This is a genomic window from Microcoleus sp. BM001215392, assembly GCF_036700185.1.
GTDB lineage: Bacteria > Cyanobacteriota > Cyanobacteriia > Cyanobacteriales > Microcoleaceae > Microcoleus.
Genome location: NZ_JAUBOJ010000606.1, coordinates 1 through 2,705, shown reverse-complemented (window position 1 = coordinate 2,705; position 2,705 = coordinate 1). Strand labels below are relative to the sequence as shown.

Here is a 2,705-nt window from a genome sequence, read left to right as displayed (position 1 = left end):
ATGCGGTCATGCTTCGCCCCTACAAACATATTTGCCTTGCGCCAGATGCACCCGGGGGATTGAGAAATTGAGGTATCGATCGAAATGCTATAAGCTGTTCTACATTTAAATTGTGCCTCAACAATCAAGAAAAGTTTTAGATAGATTTGCTCCCGCCTGCCTTCCATCTCTGCAATTTAACTCCCAAATAGCTTACCATTTTACCCAAACAGTTTGAGATGGCAATGACTGACTAAATTTGAATCTTGGGCGAACCCGCAGCAAAGTCACAAAACTAATATTTTCAAATTAAAATTTGAACTGGTGACTGACTTAGCAAATACTTAATGGTTTTGGGATATCCGGAATCTTAAATCTTTATTATAATATTTAATTCAAAAATTTAAATTTTGCGTATTGATTTACAGCGGTCAAGCATTCGATACTTTTCATTGTATTCAACTTTATTTTTATATTGATATCGAGCTTTTTTTATCAAAAAAATAAGCAATTAATACACAAAAGTGCTACATCCAATTGTGCCGGAGAGCAAATTTTAATGATGGGAAGTTGGATAGCAAAAACAATTGAAAATTTTTGTAATCGATCGCATTATAATAGACATTTTGTGAAACAGTCAAGTACCAAGAAGGCGGGGACTGAATTCCTGGGGGTCGCTTCCCGGTAAAAAAAACTAAATTTTGGCTCGTTTCCTCCATACCTTTATCTGTGATGACGGTAAGCTAGAGTTAGACAACTCAGAGGGAGTTAGCTAATTTAAATGTTGCGCTCTTATGAGAGTAAGTCGATCGACAACCCCCTGTATTTCCCAAGCTGTTATTTATGCAACATCCTCCTCAGATATCAGCGATTATTTGTACCCACAATCGGGCGGCCTATTTAGGTGGGGCGATCGACAGCTTGCTGGTACAGGATTTTCCCGAAAACTTTGAAGTAGTAGTAGTGGATAACGCTTCTAGCGATTATGCCAGTCCCGAGAGTTCTATTTCGCGCACCCGCGAGGTGGTAGAAGCAAGACTGGGCGATCCGCGCCTCAGGTACGTATGGGAACCGGAAATCGGTCTGTCAGTAGCACGGAACACCGGTGCGATCGAAGCGCGCAGCGAAATATTAGCTTATCTCGACGACGACGCAGTTGCCGATCGCCATTGGCTCAGGGTGCTGCACGCAGCTTATCAAAGCAATCAAAAACTAGCCGTAGCCGGTGGCAAAGTTAACCTGATCTGGCCTAGTGGAGTCTCTGGGCCCGACTGGCTGTCGCCCGGATTGGCCCAAAACTTGGGATCTTACGATTTGGGCGATGCTTGCCTGTACGTCACTGCTGCGGGTTTGACTCCTAGGGGTGTAAACTACTCGATCCGGCGCGCTTTTCTCGAACAAATTGGCGGTTTCGATGTCAAACTCGGTAGAGTTGGTAAAAAGCTGCTCTCAAATGAAGAATTGCGCGCCACAGAATTAGCACTAGAGCTAGGTTGGCAAGTAGTTTATCTCCCTGATGCCCTGGTGCTGCACCATGTCTCCACAGAACGGCTCAACAAAGCTTGGTTTTTTGAGCGCGGGTGGTGGCAAGGCATCAGCGAGTGTTATCGGGAACAATTGTCCGATCGAGCCGGTATTGCTCAGCTTGGGCGGGGGGGTGAAAGAATCTTCAGGGGTGTCTGGAAGTCTTTTAAATACATTAAAGATCCAGGGCTGCGCTTTGAAAATTTCGTTTTTGCCTGGGGTCAAATCGGTTATTTGAGTGCCGCAATCCCCGGGCTGATTTTTGCACCGAAATCGACCAGCAGGCATTAGGCTATAGGCAATATCCCTCGCCGCCCAACTCGGCGCGGCGGTGCCGATCGCACTTCATCCACCACAAATCGACCGCATTCAGGTTCAAGCACTCGATTATGACATCTAGTTCATCAAAGATTCCGGTTTCAGTTCTCATTCCGGCAAAAGACGAAGAACTTAATCTACCTGCGTGTCTGGCCAGCGTTGCCAGAGCGGATGAAGTTTTTATGGTTGATTCCCAAAGCAGCGATCGCACCGTTGAAATTGCCATCAGCGGCGGCGCCAAAGTAGTTCAATTCTACTTCAACAACCGCTGGCCGAAAAAGAAAAATTGGTCTTTGGACAACCTGCCCTTTCGCAACGAATGGGTATTAATTGTTGATTGCGACGAACGCATCCCCCCGGAACTTTGGGACGAAATCGCCCGCGCGATCGAAAACCCAAGTTTTGACGGCTACTATCTCAACCGCAAAGTCTTCTTTTTAGGACAGTGGCTGCGTTATGGCGGCCGCTATCCGGACTGGAATTTGCGTTTGTTCAAGCATCAAAAAGGCCGTTACGAAAATCTCGGCACTGAATCCGTCCCCAATACAGGTGACAACGAAGTTCACGAACACGTAATTTTAGCAGGTCAAGTCGGCTACTTAAAACATGATATGATCCACGAGGATTATCGCAATTTATTTCACTGGATAGAGCGTCACAACCGTTATTCTAATTGGGAAGCTCGCGTTTATTACAATATTCTTACCGGTCGCGGCGACAGCGGCACTATTGGCGCTCACCTATTTGGAGATGCCGTGCAGCGGAAGCGATTTCTCAAAAAAGTTTGGGTGCGGTTGCCTTTTAAACCACTGCTGCGATTTATTTTATTTTACTTCATTCAGCTCGGCTTTTTAGATGGAAAAGCTGGCTATATTTATGCAAGG

At 45.7% G+C, this 2,705-nt stretch carries 2 protein-coding genes; both read left to right on the top strand.

Translation table 11 applies throughout. The features are described from left to right. Positions 1-822 precede the first annotated feature (822 nt). Positions 823-1,794, top strand: a complete 972-nt coding sequence (locus tag QT974_RS33265) for a glycosyltransferase family 2 protein (protein ID WP_333472629.1) — start codon at positions 823-825, stop codon at positions 1,792-1,794. 98 nt (positions 1,795-1,892) lie between these two features. Then, the coding region (locus QT974_RS33260; protein WP_333472628.1) for a glycosyltransferase family 2 protein at positions 1,893-2,705 on the top strand (813 nt) is incomplete at its 3' end.

Coding starts and splice junctions, on each gene's coding strand:
- QT974_RS33265 (WP_333472629.1), top strand. CDS start 823: ATGCAACATCCTCCTCAGATATCAGCGATTATTTGTACCCACAATCGG.